The organism is Methylobacterium sp. E-066, from assembly GCF_022829635.1.
Classification (GTDB): Bacteria; Pseudomonadota; Alphaproteobacteria; order Rhizobiales; family Beijerinckiaceae; genus Methylobacterium.
Genome location: NZ_JAKSYO010000092.1, coordinates 54,975 through 69,996 on the forward strand (window position 1 = coordinate 54,975; position 15,022 = coordinate 69,996).

Genomic DNA, 15,022 nt, shown 5'->3' on the forward strand with positions numbered 1-15,022 from the left:
TTGGCAAGCCCGGCCGTTCCGGGCGCCTGCGCAGCGACAGGACTTTGACACGGTTGGCCACGATCTACTTCATCCGCCACGGCCAGACCGCTTGGAACGCCGAGGGCCGCCTGCAGGGCAGTCGCGACATCGATCTCAACCCTCAAGGGGAGGCGCAGGCCGTCGCTGCGGCGCAGCGTCTCGCCGCGCTTGCGGGGCCGGGCGTGGCGGAAGCGGAGTTCCTCGCAAGCCCGCTCAAGCGCACCCGGCGGACCATGGAAATCCTGCGGACGACGCTCGGCCTGCCGCCGGAGGCGTACCGCACCGACCCGCGGCTCCGGGAGATCGGCTTCGGCAGCTGGGAGGGCTCGACCTGGGCCGAGATCCGCCGCCGCGATCCGGGGGGCGCCTCGGCGCGCGACCGCGCGCGCTGGAACCACCGTCCGCCCGGCACCGGCGGTGAGAGCTACGCCACCCTGGTCGAACGGGTCGGCCCGGTCCTGGCTGGCCTTGAGCGGGATGCGGTGGTCGTCGCCCATGGCGGCGTCGCGCGGGCGGCCCTGGTGGCGCTCGGATATCTCGACATCTACGCGGCGCCGCGCCTCGGCATCCGCCAGGGCGAGGTGCTGGTCCTGGGTCCGGGGGGGTGGCACTGGGCGTAGCGCCTCATCGCCAACGGTGCATGCAGCTCTCGGGATGAGGCAAAACCGGCTCGCCCGCCCCGCGTTCGCGATCCGACGTCCAGGATGCGGGGCTGGCGGGACGGATCGGACGCGCTTGCTTTCGCCGAACCGATTGCCACTTCGGCGGCGAGCGCTTTCATCCGTCCTTCACCTACGGTTCAAAGCCGCCTCGATAACGGCATGATCGGCTGGCTATAGGGCGGTCGCCACGGTATGCGCCGACCTGTTCGGGCGGCCAGCGGAGCAGCGGATGAGCGACCTCGCCGAGAAGACCCGGCTCGAACCGGCTGACGCGGCGCGCCAGCGTCCGGCGGACGGGGCGGCCGTGCTGCGCGGCGAGCACCGCCCCGACCTGATCCGCGACGAGGTGCTGGCCGAGATCTTCCTTGCCTCGGCGCGTGCCCGGCCCGAGCATCCTTGCCTCGTCGACGGCGCCCGCCTCGTTGCGGGCGGTGCCCATCCGCACCTGACCTATGCCGAGGTCGCCGACCGCGCCGGGCGGGTCGCCGCCGGCCTCGCCCATCGCGGTATCGGCCCCGGGGACGTGGTCGGCCTGTGGATGGCCCGCGGCCCGGACCTGCTCGTCGCCCAGATCGGCATCACCCTGTCGGGCGCCGCCTGGCTGCCCTTCGACGCCGAGGCGCCGGCCGACCGGGTCGGGGTCTGTCTCACGGATGCCGCCGCCAAGGCTCTGCTGGTCTCGCCGGCGCTGGCCGCCGCCGCGCCCGATGCCGCGCCGGCGCTTACGCTGTCGGATCTCGATGCGGCGACCCCCGCGGAGGCGCCGCTGCCGGATCCCCGCGCCGCCGGCCTGACGCCGGATCACCCCGCCTACCTGATCTACACCTCCGGCTCGACCGGCGTGCCCAAGGGCATCGTCATCAGCCACGCCAACATCTGCCACTTCCTCCGGTCGGGGAACGCGCTCTACGGCATGCGCGCCGACGACATCGTGTTCCAGGGCGCCTCGGTCGCCTTCGACCTGTCGATGGAAGAAATCTGGGTCCCGTATCTCGTCGGCGCGACTCTGTTCGTGGCGAGCCCGGCCATGATGGGCGACATCGAGTCCCTGCCGGGCATCCTGGAGGCGGAGCGGATCACGGTGCTCGACACCGTGCCGACCCTGCTGGCGATGATCTCCGGCGACCTGCCGACCGTGCGCCTCGTCCTGCTCGGCGGCGAGGCCCTGCCCGAGCCGCTGGTCGCCCGCTGGGCTACCGGCACGCGAAAACTGTTCAACACCTACGGGCCGACCGAGGCGACCGTGGTCGCCACCGCGGCCGAGATGCGGCCGGGCGAGCCGGTCACCATCGGCGGCCCGATCCCGAACTATTCGGTCTACGTCGCCGGCGAGGATCTGAGCCTGCTCGGCCGCGACCAGCAGGGCGAATTGCTGATCGGCGGCCCCGGCGTGGCCCGGGGCTACCTGGCGCGGCCCGAACTGACCGCCGAAAAGTTCATCGCCAACCCGTTCGTCTCGGACGGGACCGACCCGATCCTCTACCGTTCGGGCGACGCGGTCTCGATGGATGTCGCCGGCCGGATCCTGTTCCACGGCCGCATCGACGATCAGGTGAAGATCCGCGGCTTCCGGGTCGAGCTCGGCGAGATCGAGGCGCGGATCCGCAGCGTGCCCGACATCAACCAAGCCGCCGTGGTGCTGCGCCAGGACGACGGCGTCGACCGGCTGGTCGCTTTCCTGATCCCCGAGCGCGGCCGGTCGGTGGATACCGCTACCTTACGCCGGACGCTGGCCGGCCAGATGCCGCCCTACATGGTGCCCGGCCATTTCGAGCTGGCCGAGACCCTGCCGCGCCTGACCTCCGGCAAGGTCGACCGCAAGGCCCTCAAGATCGCGCCGCTCACGGTCGTCTCCGCCGATGGCGAGCAGGAGCCCCCGGCCAACGAGACCGAGGCGGCCCTGGTCGCTGCGGCCAAGCAGGTCTTCGGCAACCAGCCGATCCCCCTGGAAGGCGATTTCTTCGCCGATCTCGGCGGCCATTCGCTGCTGGCCGCCCGCTTCGTCTCGGCGGTGCGCGAGGCGCCCGCGCTCGCCGGCATCACCCTGCCGGACGTCTACGCCCTGCGCACCATGCGGGCGATGGCCGACGCGCTGATCGCCCGCACCGGCGGCATGGGCGCGGCGGCCTCCGTCCGCGACCTCAGCTTCGAGCCGCCGCCGCTGCTGCGCCGGGCCCTGTGCGGGTTGGCCCAGGCCGTCGCGCTGCCGATCGTCATCACGCTCTCCACCGCCCAGTGGCTCGGGATCTTCGTCACCTACCTGCTGCTGACCGGCGGCGGCCTGAGCTTCTTCGCCGAACTCGGCGTGCTGCTGCTCGTCTACATCGCGATCAACGGCGTGACCGCGGTGATCGCGGTCGCGGGCAAGTGGCTGATCCTCGGCAGGACCAAGCCCGGCCGCTACCCGCTCTGGGGTGTCTACTACTACCGCTGGTGGCTGGCGCAGCGCCTGGCGCCCTTGGTCCACGTGAAATGGCTCCAGGGCTCGCCGGCGATCTCGGTCTACCTGCGGCTGATGGGCGCCAAGGTCGGCCGCGACGCGCTGATCTCCGACATCGAGATCGGCGCCCCCGACCTGCTGACCATCGGCGACGGCGCCTCGCTCGGCGGCCGCCTGGTCATCGCCAATGCCGAGATTGTCGGCAACGAGCTGGTGATCGGCGCGGTCGAGATCGGCGCCGACGCGGCCATCGGCACCTCCTGCGTCATCAGCCACGACACGGTGATCGGCGCCCAGGCCGAGATCGCCGACCTGACCACGATCCCGACCGGCACCCGCGTCGGGCCGGCCGAGATCTGGGACGGCTCGCCCGGCCGCAAGGTCGGGATGGCCGATCCCTCCGAACTGCCCGAACCGGCCGACGCCCCATGGTCGCGCCGCGCCGCCTTCGGGGTGGCCTATACCGTGCTGCTCGGGGCGATCCCGGCGGTCGGCCTGCTGCCGATCTTCCCGGCCTTCTTCATCTTCGACCAGATCTCAGATTCGCTCTCCGACATCACCGATATCGACTATCACTGGTACCTGCCGATCCTCACCTGGCCGACCGCCATGCTGATGACCGCCGGCACGGTGCTGCTGATCGCCGGCATCCGCTGGATCGTGCTACCGCGGACCCGCTCGGGCACCTACTCGGTCCATTCGCTGTTCTACCTGCGCAAGTGGTCGCTGGCGCTCGCCGTCGAGGTGACGCTGGAGACGCTCTCGTCGCTGTTCGCCACCGTCTACATGCGGGCCTGGTACCGGTTGATGGGCGCCCGGATGGGCCATGGCGCCGAGATCTCGACCAACCTCGGCAGCCGCTACGACCTCGCCGAGGTCGGCGCCAAGAACTTCGTCGCCGACGAGGTCGTCTTCGGCGAGGAAGAGATCCGGCGTGGCTGGATGCATCTCGAAGTGGCGCGGACCGGTGCGCGGGTCTTCGTCGGCAACGATGCGGTCGTTCCGCCGGGGGCCGACATCCCGGACGACGTGCTGATCGGCATCAAGTCGAAGCCCCCCGCCAATGACGCCATGAGCCCCGGCGAGACCTGGTTCGGCTCGCCGCCGATCCGGCTGCCCGCCCGCCAGAGGGTCGATCTCGGCTCCAACGCGCAGACCTACGAGCCCGGGCTATGGCCCAAGATCCGGCGCGGCGTGTTCGAGGCGTTCGCGACCTCGTTCTCGCCGATGCTCTACATCACCCTGGCGATCACCGTGATCGACTGGTACTTCTACCCGGCGATCCTCGAGAAGGACTGGTCCGGCCTTGCACTCAGCTTCGTGACCGCCAGCGTCTGCATTGCGCTGATCCAGTCCGCGGCGGTCATCGCGATGAAGTGGCTGCTGATGGGCGTCTACAAGCCCGGCATGCAGCCGATGTGGTCCTGGTGGGCGATGCGCACCGAGGCGATCGCGGTGGCCTATTGGGGCCTGGCCGGCAAGGTGCTGCTGGAGCACCTCCAGGGCACGCCGTTCCTGCCCTGGGCGCTGCGCCTGTTCGGCGTGAAGGTCGGCCAGGGCGTGTGCATGCTCACCACCGACATCACCGAGTTCGACTGCGTATCGATCGGCGACTACGCCACGATCAATCGTGTCTCGGCGCTGCAGACCCACCTGTACGAGGACCGGATCATGAAGATCGGCCGCGTCGTGGTCGGCCGCGGCGTCTCGGTCGGCGCCTTCGCCACGGTCCTGTACGACACCAAGGTCGGCGATTACGCGCGGCTGCGCCCGCTGACCATCGTGATGAAGGGCGAGTCGATCCCCGCCAACACCGAGTGGGAAGGGGCGCCGGCGGTACCGGTGATCCACGCCGCCAAGGCAGGTGAGGCCGCATGAACAGGCCGCGCGGGCGCCGCTGCGACCGTAATGAACTGACGTTACCAACGTGAGCGCGCCATTTTCATCGCTCTGCTTCTAAAAGCGCGCTCACATGCCTCGCGCGGTGGAGAATACCGGGTCATCTCATGCTATCGTCTCGCTCGGAGACTGATAGAAAGCCGTGCATCTCGATCCCACTACCCTGCTGATCGTCAGTTCCGTGACGACCTTGCTGGTCGGCACGCTGTTCCTGCTGTCGTGGCGGCAGGCGCCGTCCTCGCGAGCCCTGGCGATCTGGGGCGCCGCGCATATCGTGGGCGCGTTCGGCTCCACTGGCCTCGCCCTGCGCGGCCAGATCCCGGACCTGCTGTCGATCGGTGTGGCCAATGCGGTGGTGCTCGCCGCCTACGGGCTGATCTGGAGCGGCGTGCGCTCGTTCGAGGGGCGGCCGACCCGGGCCGGCTTGGCTCTGGCCGGCGCGCTGATCTGGTGCGTCCTCTGCTTCGTGCCGGCCTTCTATGAATCGATCGAGGCGCGGATCATCTACGCGTCGGCCGCCGCGACCCTGTATTGCGGCGATGCGGCTGCCGAATTCTGGCGCGGTCACCGGGAGCGCCTCGCCTCGCGGGGCGCGGCCGCCACCCTGCTGGGGCTGCACGCCCTCTTCTACCTCGTGCGGATCCCCTCGACGCTGCTGGCGCCGCCGCGACCCGGGCTGAACCCGCTGACGTCGCCCTGGGTGGCGATCCTGTGCTTCGTCACGTTGATGTTCTCGATCGCCTCGGCCTTCACCTTCATGGCCCTGGTCAAGGAGCGGGCCGAGCGCGAGCAGCGCGCTGCGGCATCGACGGATCCGCTCACCGGAATCCCCAATCGGCGGGCCTTCGCGAGTGCCGCGGAGGCGGCCCTCGCCACGAACCAGCATGCGGCCCTGCTGCTGTTCGATCTCGACCGGTTCAAGGCCGTCAACGACGTCCACGGCCACGCGGTCGGCGACGCGGTGCTGATCGGTTTTTGCGTCATGGCCGGCTCCCTGCTGCCGGGTGAGGCGATGCTCGGCCGGCTTGGCGGCGAGGAATTCGCCTGCCTGCTGCCCGACGTCTCCCCCGCAGAGGCCCTGGCGCGGGCCGAGGAACTGCGCCGGACTTTCTCTGGCCTTTCGGTGCCGGAACTGCCGACCCTGCGGGTCAGCGTCAGCATCGGGATCGCGCAGGCCCGGCACGGGGCCGACTTCGAGGCGCTGATGCGCCTGGCCGACGCCGCGCTCTACGCCGCCAAGCACCAGGGGCGCGACCGCGTCGCGGTGGCCGCATAGGCCGCCTGAGACGGCGCGGTCGGAAATCCGTCGCGGATGCGCTATCGCGGGCCGGATTGGAGACCGGCCATGGACGAGCCCACCCGCATCGATCGCCTGGAGATGCGCCTCACCGAGCAGGACTCGGTCATCGAGGACCTGAACCGCACCGTGACGGAGCAGTGGCAGGTGATCGACCGGCTGGTCCGCCAGGTCGATGCGCTGCGGGATCAGGTTGAGGAAGCGGCAGCGCGATCTGCACCCCGTGGGCCGGAACCGCCGCCGCCGCATTACTGAAGGCTGGTTTGACTCGCATGGCCCACCCTCGACCTCATCCTGAGGTGTGAGCGAAGCGAGCCTCGAAGGAGCCCTCCAGCTGGCCGCACGATCCCTGGAGGGCTCTTTCGAGGCCCAGCGATCTTCGATCGCCGGGCACCTCAGGATGAGGTGGAGATTGGGAAGAGCCCGAGCTTCACCGGCATGTAACCAAGCTCGCGAGAGCAAACGAGCTTCGAGAAGGCCGGCGCGCCGCTGTCGGCAACGCGCCGGTTCAGGCTCTAAAAATTCGCCTGTGTGACGAACTTGGTCACGAGGTAGGCGTCGAGCGCTTCCGAGCCGCCCTCGCTGCCGTAGCCGGATTCCTTGACGCCGCCGAAGGGCGTCTCCGGCACGGCGAGGCCGTGGTGGTTGATCGAGATCATCCCGCTCTCCACCATGTTCGACACCCGCGCGGCCCGCTCGGCCGAACGGGTATAGGCGTAGGCCGCGAGCCCGTAGGGCAGGCGGTTCGCCTCGGTGAGCGCCTCCTCGTCCTCCGAGAACCGGTTGATCATCGCCACCGGGCCGAACGGCTCCTCGTTCATCATCCGGGCGGTCAGCGGCACCTCGGTGAAGACCGTCGGCTCGAAGAAATTGCCGCGGTTGCCGATGCGCTTGCCGCCGGCCCGCAGGGACGCCCCCGCCGATTCGGCGTCGGCGGTCAGAGCCTCGATCGCCTCCAGGCGGCGCCCGTGGATCAGCGGGCCCATCTTGGTGTCGGGATCCAGGCCGTCGCCGACCTTCGCGCTCTTGGCGTAGCTGGTGAAGCCTTCGACGAACCGGTCGAACACCGAATCGTGCACCAGGAACCGGGTCGGCGAGACGCAGACCTGGCCGGCATTGCGGAACTTCGACGGGGCGAGGACCGACACGGCCTTCTCCACGTCGGCATCGCCGAACACGATCACCGGGGCATGGCCGCCGAGTTCCATGGTCGCGCGCTTCATGTGCTCGCCGGCCAGCGCCGCGAGCTTCTTGCCGACCACCGTCGAGCCGGTGAACGAGATCTTGCGGATCACCGGGTGCGGGATCAGGTAGGCCGAGATCGTCGCCGGGTCGCCGTAGACCAACGACAGGGCATCGCCCGGGATGCCGGCATCCAGGAAGGCGCGGACCAGGGCGGCGCAGCTCGCCGGGGTATCCTCCGGACCCTTCAGGATCACCGTACAGCCGGTGCAGAGCGCCGCCGAGATCTTGCGGACGGCCTGGTTGATCGGGAAGTTCCAGGGGGTGAAGCAGGCCACGGGGCCGACCGGCTCGCGCAGAACCGCCTGCAGCACGCCGTCGGCGCGGGCCGGGATGACGCGGCCATAGGCGCGCTTCCCCTCCTCGGCGAACCAATCGATGATGTCGGCGGCGGCCAGCGTCTCGACGCGCGACTCGGCCAGGGGCTTGCCCTGCTCCTGGGTCATGATGCGGGCGATCTCGTCGACGCGGGCACGCAGCAGGTCGGCGGCCTTGCGCATCAGCTTGCCGCGCTCGAACGGCGAGACCTTCCGCCAGGCCGGGAAGGCGCGGGCGGCCGCAGCCAGGGCCTCGTCGAGATCTGCCGTGGTGGCGACGGCGCACTGCCCGATCGTCTCGCCCGTGGCGGGATTCAGGACGCCCAGGGTCTCCCGGTCGGCGCCCGCGCGCCAGCGTCCGGCAATGTGAAGCTCGGTATCCGGATACATCGGTCAATTCCCGCCCGGCCGCATGCTCGGCCGTGGCCCGACATGTGGCAACGTGGCACGGATCGACAATCCCGCCCCGGGCATGGCTGAGGTGGGATCAGAGCGTTCGCCGCCGAAGCCGGTTCAGGCGGCGCGGGAGCGGGCGGCCTCGGGTCCGGTCACGATGGTGGCGTGGCCGTGCCGGGCCCGGAGCGTGCCGCCCTTCGGGACGACCTGCCAGCCCTCGCGGCAGCCGTCGATCGGCTCGGACACGACGACGATCCCGCCCGGCCCATCGCGAAAGTACAGGCTCGGCGGCCGGCCGTCGCAGGCCCAGCGATAGGCGGTCAGGGTCTCGCCGTCGGTGAGCAGAGCGGTGAAGCGCAACGGCTCGGAAACGCCGGCCTCCTTCATCAGTCCGCGGATCGTCTCCAGGGTGCGGGCCATCGCGCCGACCGGATCCTGCTCGATCCCGTTGGCCAGGGCCAGCAGGAAGATGGCTTCCGAATCGGTGCTGCCGCGCCGCTGATCGTAGAACGTGTCCGGGATCAGGGCCTCGAGCCGCCGCTTGATGCGGTGGTAGCCGCCGATCTGGCCGTTATGCATGAACAGGTGCCGCCCGTAGACGAACGGGTGGCAATTCGCCCGGGCCGTGGCGGTGCCGGTGGAGGCGCGCACATGGGCGAAGAAGGTCCGTGCGCGGACCTGGCCGCACAGGTTGGTGAGGTTCTCGTCCGACCAGGCCGGGGAGATGTCGCGATAGACGCCCGGCTCCGGGCGCTCACCATACCAGCCGATGCCGAAGCCGTCCCCGTTGGTCTCGGTCTTCCCCTCGTCGGCGTGCAGCGACTGATGCACCAGCGAATGCGTCGGCGCGCAAACCAGGTCCGAAAGAAAGACCGGCTCTCCGCTATAGGCGAGGAAACGGCACATGTCGGACGTCGATCCTTCTGTGGTCCGCTGAAGGCCATTCCGGAACGGAACGGGCGCCCGCGAATGAGATTAACAGTCGGTCCACACGGGTGAACAGGTTCTTAACCGCGACCCAGCTGCGCCATTTTCGGGCGTACCGCGCAAAAATGGCGCCGCTTGACCGCGGATCGAGCAGGGGCGGCTCAATCACGAGGACACTTGTGAGCCGGCTCCTGGCAGGCCAGCATGGCCGAATCGGGGAATCAGCGGTCCATCAATGAGGCTGCGACCCGAAAAGGGGTTTCAAGCAACCGAGAGCAGGAGATTTTCATGGATCGCGCACAGCCCGAGTGTTCCGCCCCCGTGGCGCTTGTCGTGGAGGACGATGCGGCGGTGCGCCACCTCGCGACCGCGGTGCTGGAAGAGAGCGATTTGGGCGTCATCGCCTGCGAGAGCGCCGAGGCCGCGCTCTCGGTGCTGGAGCGGTCCGACGTCACCGTGGCCCTGCTGTTTTCGATATCCGCCTGCCCGGCGCCATGGACGGCGTGTCGCTCGCCCAGGCGGTCGAGCGCCGCTGGCCGGACGTGCGCGTGGTCGTCACCTCCGGGGCCAGCCGCGACGAACGCCTGCCCGACCAGACGGTCTACATGCAGAAGCCCTGGCGGGCGCTGGACGTGCTGGTCCAGGCCGAGCACGCCACGATGGCCGCCAAGGCGGCCTGAGCGGGCGCCACACGCGGTTCTCCTCCTCCGCAGCGGGGGAGGGGGCCGCGTATCGGGGCTGATCGCTGACACTCAAACGCTCGATCCGTCATCCCGCTCAGCCGCCCGATCGGTTTCGGGCGAGGGGTTTGCAGCTTCCTCCCCCGTCATTGCGAGTGCAGCGAAGCAACCCAGAGCAGCGCGCGCTTCCCGAACGTGGCGTTTCCCTGGGTTGCTTCGCTGCGCTCGCAATGATGGCGCTGTGCGCTGAACGACCGAACGGGAACCAAGGGCGGCTCATGGGCTAAAAGCAGCTGCGGCCGCGCCCAAGACCCTCAGGATCCAAGCGATGATCAAACGCAAAAAGCCCGGCCGCTCGCGCGGTCCGGGCTTCTGCCGTTCGAGAAGAACGTCTTAGGCGACGGGCGTCGGGTTCACCGAGACCTGGCCGGCGGCGTTGCCAGCCTGCGGGCCGGCGGCCGACGGCGACGGGAAGCCGGGGCGACGGCTGCCGGCCGGGAAACGGGGCTTCGGCTTCGGAGCGGCGATCAGGCCCTCGCGGATCGCGGTCTTGCGCGCCTGCTTGCGGGCGCGGCGGACGGCTTCCGCCTTCTCGCGCGCCTTGCGCACGGACGGCTTCTCATACGCCTTGCGCTGCTTCATCTCGCGGAAGATGCCCTCACGCTGCATCTTCTTCTTGAGGACGCGGAGCGCCTGATCGACGTTGTTATCGCGAACGAGTACCTGCAACGGACTTGATCCTCTGGACCTGGATTTGGGGCTTGCGCAGCCCGCCGCCGATCTGGAAACCGGCAACGTCCCTCGCCCGGGTGAACCCGGGAGGGACGGGAACGTCGGTTTCCGAATCGGCGTGGAGCCCACGCCTTGGCGCGGCTTCTACACCAAGCGCGAACCAGTTCCAACATCTTCGCGGCATCGATCTTCGCTGCGGCCGTATCGGGATCCACGGCGCTCTTGCGGATACCGGTTCGACGCGCAGCAGCCCTGCTCGGGCTCGATTTGCCGCTGAGCCCGATTGCAACGCGCTCGGACGCGGATCTAGGCTGCACGGATGACGAACGACGACTCGCAGCAATTCGCCAGCGACAACTACTCCGGCATCTGCCCGGAGGCCTGGGCGGCCATGGAGGCGGCCAATCGCGGCCATGCGCCGGCCTACGGCGAGGATGCCTGGACGGCCCGGGCCGCGGACGCGTTCCGCGGCGTCTTCGAGACCCAGTGCGAGGTGTTCTTCGCGTTCAACGGCACGGCGGCGAACGCGCTCGCCCTGGCCTCGCTGTGCCAATCCTATCACAGCGTGATCTGCGCCGATTCGGCCCATGTCGAGACCGACGAGTGCGGCGCGCCGGAATTTTTTTCCAACGGCTCGAAGCTGCCTACGGTCCGCACCGAGGGCGGCAAGCTCACCCCGGAGGCGATCCGCGGGCTCGCGACCAACCGCAGCGACATCCACTTCCCGCGGCCGCGGGTGGTCACGATCACCCAGCCGACCGAGACCGGGCAGGTCTACACGCTGGCCGAGCTGCGGGCGCTCTCGGCGACCTGCCGCGAGCTCGGCCTGGCGCTGCACATGGACGGCTCGCGCTTCGCCAATGCCTGCGCCAGCCTCGGCTGCAGCCCCGCCGACATGACCTGGCGGGCGGGGGTCGACGTGCTGTGCTTCGGCGGCACCAAGAACGGCATGCATGCCGGCGAGGCGGTGGTGTTCTTCGATCCGAAGCTCGCCGAGGATTTCGGCTTCCGGTGCAAGCAGGCCGGCCAGCTGGCCTCGAAGATGCGCTTCCTCGCCGCCCCCTGGGTCGGCATGCTGGAGAGTGGCGCCTGGTTGCGGAACGGCGCCCACGGCAATGCCTGCGCCCGGCGCTTCGCCGATGCCGTCGCCGGCCTGCCGGGAATTCGTGCGCTGTTCCCCGTGGAGGCCAACGCGGTGTTCCTGGCGATGCCGGCCGCGGCTATGGAGCGGCTGCGCGCGCGCGGCTGGCGCTTCTACACCTTCATCGGCGGCGGGGCGCGATTCATGTTTGCCTGGGACGCCGAGACCGCGCGCGTGGACGTTCTGATCGCCGACCTGCGGGCGCTGGCGGCCGAGGCGGCGTGAGATTGGGTTTCCAAAGGGCTCAGCCCTTTGGCGGGGTTCCGGGGCGGAGCCCGGAAGCTTGCAGGGCTCTGTGCCCTGCACCCGCAAAAGGTCTCGGACCTTTTGAAACCGGGACCTGGATCAGCCCGAGGTCGGCCGACGCCGCGGGTTCTTTGCCAATATCGGGCCTTGCCGCTACACGATCCCGAGACCCTCGCCCGAGACCGCGCGCCGGGTGACGCCCCTCACGTTTTGCCGACCCAGAGCGTTCGCTCCATGCTGATGCAGACCAAGACCGAAGCGAGGCCGGCCGACCCGGTTGCGCGGCGGCGCACCTTCGCGATCATCTCCCACCCGGACGCGGGCAAGACCACGCTGACCGAGAAGCTGCTGCTGTTCGGCGGCGCGATCCAGCTCGCCGGCGAGGTCAAGGCCAAGCGCAACCGGGTCTCGACCCGGTCCGACTGGATGGGGATCGAGAAGGAGCGCGGCATCTCGGTGGTCACCTCGGTGATGACCTTCGAGTACGGCGACTGCGTCTTCAACCTGCTCGACACGCCGGGCCACGAGGACTTCTCCGAGGACACCTACCGGACGCTGACCGCGGTCGATTCGGCCGTGATGGTGATCGACGCCGCGAAAGGCATCGAGGCGCGCACGCGAAAGCTGTTCGAGGTCTGCCGGCTGCGCGACATCCCGATCGTCACCTTCGTCAACAAGCTCGACCGTGAGGCCCGCGACCCGTTCGAGCTGCTCGACGAGATCGAGAAGACGCTGGCCCTCGACGTCGCCCCGGTCACCTGGCCGATCGGCACCGGCCGAAACTTCTCCGGGACCTACGAGCTCGGCGCCAATCGCGTGCGCCGGCTCGACGCCGCCGAGGATGCCGGCATGGTCATGGTGTCCGGCCCCCAGGACCCGCTGTTCGACCAGCTGCTCACCGAGAACGGTGCCGCCGATGCGTGGCGCGAGGAGGTCGAGCTGGCCGAGGGCGGGCTGAAGCCGTTCGACCTCGACGCGTTCCGCGAGGGCCACCTGACGCCGGTGTTCTTCGGCTCGGCGCTGCGCAATTTCGGCGTGCGCGACCTGATCGACGGTCTCGCCAAGGTGGCACCGCCGCCCCGGGGCCAGGATGCCGACAAGCGCCTGGTCGAGCCGACCGAGCCGCGCATGACCGGCTTCGTGTTCAAGATCCAGGCGAACATGGACCCGAACCACCGGGACCGGATCGCGTTCATGCGGGTCTGCTCGGGCAAGCTCAGCCGGGGCATGAAGGCCCGGCTGGTGCGCACCGGCAAGCCGATCTCGCTCTCGGCTCCGCAATTCTTCTTCGCGCAGGATCGCGCCATCGCGGACGAGGCGTTCGCCGGCGACGTGGTCGGCATCCCGAACCACGGCACCCTGCGGATCGGCGACACGCTCACGGAAGGCGAGGACATCGTATTCCGCGGCGTGCCGAGCTTCGCCCCGGAAATCCTCCGGCGGATCAAGCTCACCGACGCCATGAAGGCCAAGAAGCTGCGCGAGGCGCTCCAGCAGATGGGCGAGGAGGGCGTCGTCCAGGTGTTCGTGCCGCAGGACGGCAGCCAGGCAATCGTCGGCGTGGTCGGCGCGCTCCAGCTCGACGTGCTGAAGGAACGCCTCCAGGCCGAATACGGCCTGCCGGTGGATTACGAGACCTCGCGGTTCTCGGTGTGCCGGTGGATCGAGTCGGAGTCCGAGATCGAGCTCGACAAGTTCGTGGACAGCCACGGCTCGGCCATGGCCAAGGACCTCGACGGCGCCCCGGTCTTCATGGCGACCACCGCGTTCTCGCTCCGCTACGAGGAGGAGCGCTACCCGGCGGTGCGCTTCACCGACGTGAAGGATTACCAGAAGCGGGCGGCTTGAGTTTTTTGGGGGGCGGGCGCGACGGGCTCTCCCACCAATTCCCCTCATCCTGAGGTGCGGCCGCGAAGCGGGCGCTTCGAAGGAGCCCTCCAGCCAGCTGCGCGATCCCTGGAGGGCTCCTTCGAGGCTGCTGCGCAGCATCTCAGGATGAGGGAATCTGGGTTGGAGAGGCCGCCGAGGCGACAGAGCCTACCTCAAAACTTCCCCAGCATCGGGAAATCCACCGTCAGCGTCGATTCCGTCGCGATCGGGGCGTCGCGCTTGCGCGGCTTGCGGTTGAGGACCTGCTTCAGCTTGCTCTTCAACACCGCCATGTCGAACGGCTTGAGGATGAAGGCGTCCGCCCCGGCCTGGTGGGCGAGGTTGATGTCCTCGAAGTCGAAGGACGATTCGGTGAGCATGAAGGGCGTGTTCATCAAGGCGTCGTCGCCGCGGATCTCGCGCAGCAGGCTCAGCCCATCCATCGGCTCCATGGTCAGGTCGGAGATCACCAGGGCGTAGCGGCGGGTGCGCAGCCGCTCCAGCGCCTCGGCGGCCGTGGTGACCCCCTCGACATCGGGGAAGCCGATCCGGGTCATCAGCATCACCTCGAGACGCAGGAGCTTCTCCTGGTCGTCGACGATGAGGATCGGGGGCGTATCGCTCTCGGGCATCGCTGCGCTCAGATGAAGAGGTGATCGATGCCCTGACGGGACATCGCGTCGTTCTGGAGCGCCACGCAGAGGCCGTGGATCGCGGTCGCCTTCGGGGTGCCGCGCTGGAGCATCGGCAGCAGGTTGGCCTTGGCGAACAGGCCGTCATTCGCCGCAGTGCGCTGGGCGCTCTTGAAGGAGTGGACGAATTCGCGCTTGGCGATCTCCCGCCACTCGTTGATCTGGACGTCGCGGTGGCGCTGGTCAGCGCTGACCCGGTCGAAAGTCTCGTGCACCGACGAGCGCTCACCCTCGATCACCTGGCAGGCGAAGTTGCCCTCGATGATCAGGAAGCTCGTGATCACCGAGAACTCGTTCTTCTTCTGCGCGACCCGGCCGATCTCGGTGATCTGCTCCGACCTCTTCGCAGGGTCTGACGACAGATTGAGGCGCGAGAAGTAAATGATGTGGACGAGGCTCGTCCGTTTCGCCCGCATGACCTCGAGATCCGCAATCCGTTCCGCTTCGGCGTGTTCGGGCAG

Annotated in this window: 11 protein-coding genes and 1 pseudogene; 7 read left to right on the forward strand and 5 right to left on the reverse strand. The window is 69.1% G+C overall.

Annotated elements, in window-relative coordinates:
* Positions 1 to 53 precede the first annotated feature (53 nt).
* The 4 genes from MKL20_RS11800 (at position 54) to MKL20_RS11815 (ending at position 6,574) form a co-directional block, all read left to right on the forward strand.
* Complete coding sequence (locus MKL20_RS11800; protein ID WP_243973024.1) at positions 54 to 641, forward strand: histidine phosphatase family protein; 588 nt, start codon at positions 54 to 56, stop codon at positions 639 to 641.
* 271 nt (positions 642 to 912) lie between these two features.
* Positions 913 to 5,001 (forward strand): Pls/PosA family non-ribosomal peptide synthetase, encoded by a 4,089-nt coding sequence (locus tag MKL20_RS11805; protein WP_244036820.1) that lies wholly within the window; start codon positions 913 to 915, stop codon positions 4,999 to 5,001.
* A gap of 163 nt (positions 5,002 to 5,164) precedes the next feature.
* Positions 5,165 to 6,298: a sensor domain-containing diguanylate cyclase gene (locus MKL20_RS11810; protein ID WP_244036821.1), complete on the forward strand. Its 1,134-nt coding sequence runs from the start codon at positions 5,165 to 5,167 to the stop codon at positions 6,296 to 6,298.
* A gap of 69 nt (positions 6,299 to 6,367) precedes the next feature.
* On the forward strand, positions 6,368 to 6,574 hold the full coding sequence (locus tag MKL20_RS11815; RefSeq protein ID WP_244036822.1) for a SlyX family protein: 207 nt from the start codon (positions 6,368 to 6,370) through the stop codon (positions 6,572 to 6,574).
* Between the two features lie 260 nt (positions 6,575 to 6,834).
* On the opposite strand, the gene MKL20_RS11820 is transcribed toward MKL20_RS11815, so the two are convergent.
* Together MKL20_RS11820 and MKL20_RS11825 are read right to left on the reverse strand one after the other, a co-directional pair.
* A complete protein-coding gene (locus MKL20_RS11820) occupies positions 6,835 to 8,268 on the reverse strand; it encodes an NAD-dependent succinate-semialdehyde dehydrogenase (protein WP_244036823.1) in 1,434 nt (477 codons plus the stop codon).
* 123 nt (positions 8,269 to 8,391) lie between these two features.
* Entirely contained in the window at positions 8,392 to 9,180 is a 789-nt protein-coding gene (locus MKL20_RS11825) for a class II glutamine amidotransferase (protein ID WP_244036824.1), read from the reverse strand.
* A gap of 309 nt (positions 9,181 to 9,489) precedes the next feature.
* On the opposite strand from MKL20_RS11825, the pseudogene MKL20_RS11830 reads away from it, so the two are divergent.
* Positions 9,490 to 9,881 (forward strand): annotated as a pseudogene (locus MKL20_RS11830) (response regulator).
* Positions 9,882 to 10,274: 393 nt separating this feature from the next.
* Here the strand turns inward: MKL20_RS11830 and rpsU are convergent.
* The gene (gene rpsU / locus MKL20_RS11835; protein WP_243973013.1) at positions 10,275 to 10,610 is read right to left on the reverse strand and encodes a 30S ribosomal protein S21; all 336 of its coding nucleotides are present in this window, start codon (positions 10,608 to 10,610) and stop codon (positions 10,275 to 10,277) included.
* 322 nt (positions 10,611 to 10,932) lie between these two features.
* Between rpsU and MKL20_RS11840 the strand changes: the two genes are divergently transcribed.
* Positions 10,933 to 11,979, forward strand: coding sequence for a threonine aldolase family protein (locus tag MKL20_RS11840; RefSeq protein ID WP_244036825.1), 1,047 nt, complete (start codon positions 10,933 to 10,935; stop codon positions 11,977 to 11,979).
* A gap of 255 nt (positions 11,980 to 12,234) precedes the next feature.
* A complete protein-coding gene (locus MKL20_RS11845; RefSeq protein ID WP_244036826.1) occupies positions 12,235 to 13,848 on the forward strand; it encodes a peptide chain release factor 3 in 1,614 nt (537 codons plus the stop codon).
* Between the two features lie 194 nt (positions 13,849 to 14,042).
* Here the strand turns inward: MKL20_RS11845 and MKL20_RS11850 are convergent, their stop codons facing one another.
* Both MKL20_RS11850 and MKL20_RS11855 read right to left on the reverse strand, forming a co-directional pair.
* Entirely contained in the window at positions 14,043 to 14,501 is a 459-nt protein-coding gene (locus MKL20_RS11850) for a response regulator (RefSeq protein WP_243973010.1), read from the reverse strand.
* A gap of 8 nt (positions 14,502 to 14,509) precedes the next feature.
* Positions 14,510 to 14,977 (reverse strand): BLUF domain-containing protein, encoded by a 468-nt coding sequence (locus tag MKL20_RS11855; protein WP_243973002.1) that lies wholly within the window; start codon positions 14,975 to 14,977, stop codon positions 14,510 to 14,512.
* Positions 14,978 to 15,022: the final 45 nt, after the last annotated feature.